This is a genomic window from Chimaeribacter californicus, from assembly GCF_002858675.1.
Taxonomy (GTDB): domain Bacteria; phylum Pseudomonadota; class Gammaproteobacteria; order Enterobacterales; family Enterobacteriaceae; genus Chimaeribacter; species Chimaeribacter californicus.
Map to the genome: position 1 here is coordinate 1 of NZ_PJZF01000062.1, position 1,565 is coordinate 1,565.

3 protein-coding genes are annotated in these 1,565 nt (G+C 68.8%); all 3 read left to right on the forward strand.

Going from position 1 to position 1,565, the window contains the following annotated elements; all coding sequences use genetic code 11:
* Positions 1–562: gamma-glutamyltransferase (locus tag CYR55_RS22755; RefSeq protein WP_175580831.1), on the forward strand; the 562-nt coding region annotated here is incomplete at its 5' end.
* Positions 563–575: 13 nt separating this feature from the next.
* Positions 576–773 carry an oxalurate catabolism protein HpxX gene (gene hpxX, locus CYR55_RS22760; protein ID WP_101818571.1) on the forward strand — a complete coding sequence of 66 codons (198 nt, stop codon included), beginning with the start codon at positions 576–578 and terminating at the stop codon, positions 771–773.
* Positions 770–1,565, forward strand: a 796-nt coding sequence (locus tag CYR55_RS22765; RefSeq protein ID WP_241522220.1) for an amidase family protein, incomplete at its 3' end; no start/stop codon positions are given. The genes hpxX and CYR55_RS22765, both read left to right, overlap by 4 nt.

Below are 1,565 nucleotides of genomic sequence, written 5' to 3' on the forward strand. Positions count from 1 at the left end.
CGTGTGGCTCGGCGTGATGGACAGCAGCGGGCTGGCGGTTTCGTTTATCCAGAGCCTTTACCACGAATTCGGCAGTGGCGTCGTGCTGCCCGGCAGCGGCGTATTGTGGCAGAACCGTGGGGCGTCGTTCAGCCTGGACAGCGGCCACCTGCTGGCGCTGGTACCGGGCAAACAGCCGTTCCACACCCTGAACCCGGCGGCGGCGCGGCTCTATGACGGCCGCACGCTGGTGTATGGCTCGATGGGCGGCGACGGCCAGCCACAGACGCAAGCGGCGCTGTTTGTGCGCCATGTGGTGCAGGGCAAACCGCTGCAACAGGCGATCAGCGGGCCGCGCTGGCTGCTCGGCCGCACCTGGGGCGACAGCTCCGACTCGCTGAAACTGGAGGGGCGCATTGACCAGGCCACCGCGGAAACCCTGCGCCAACGCGGGCATGAGGTGGAGTGGCTGCCGGACTACAGCGAGGCAGTAGGCCATGCGGGCGCGATTGTGCGCCATACCAATGGGATGTTCGAAGGCGCATTTGACCCGCGCAGCAACGGCAGCGCGGCCGGATTCTGACCGAGGAGAAAAAATGACCACTGATACCCTGCCCGCCCCGGACTGGGCGGCCTATCTGCACCAGATGGAAGCGATGCTGGCGCTGGAACTGGATGACGCCCGCCGTCAGGAATTGCTGACGCAGTTCACCCGCATCGCCGCGATGGCGGAACCGCTGATGGCGCTGCCGCTCGACCAACGCCTGGAGATCGCGGGGGTGTACCGCGCATGAATGCCCTGCTGACCGGCCCGATTGCCGGGTTGCGCACCGCGCTGCAACAGGGCGAGATTTCCGCCCGTGAGATCGCCGCCGCCACGCTGGAGAAAATTGCCCGCGTGAACCCGGCGATCAACGCCTTTACCCAGGTGACGGAAGATCGCCTGTTGCGCGAGGCCGACGCCCTGGACGCCCGGCGCGCGCGCGGGGTTGAGCTGCCGCCGCTGGCCGCCATTCCTTATGCGGTGAAAAATCTGTTTGATGTCGCCGGAACGGTGACGCTGGCGGGTGCCAGCCTCTTCAGCCAGCGCCCCCCGGCGCAGCAGGACGCCACCGCCGTGCAGCGGCTGGCGCAGGCCGGGGGGCTGCTGGCCGGGATGCTGAACATGGACGCCTACGCCTACGGCTTCACCACCGAAAACAGCCACTACGGCGCGACGCGTAACCCGCATGACCTGAGCCGGATTGCCGGCGGCTCCTCCGGCGGTTCCGGCGCGGCGGTGGCGGCCGGGCTGGTGAATTTCGCCCTCGGCAGCGACACCAACGGCTCGATCCGCGTGCCCGCCTCGCTGTGCGGCATCCTCGGCCTGAAGCCGACCTTTGGCCGCCTGTCGCGCCACGGCAGCCAGCCGTTTGTCGCCAGCCTCGACCACATCGGCCCGATGGCGCGCAGCAGTGCCGATCTGGCGGCGGTGTATGACGCCCTGCAGGGGCCGGACGCGCAGGATGCGTTTCAGGCCGACGAACCGGTGACGCTGACCGCCCCGCTGCTGGACCGCGGCCAGGAGGGGTTGCGCACGGCGGTGC

Coding starts and splice junctions, on each gene's coding strand:
- hpxX (WP_101818571.1), top strand. CDS start 576: ATGACCACTGATACCCTGCCCGCCCCGGACTGGGCGGCCTATCTGCAC.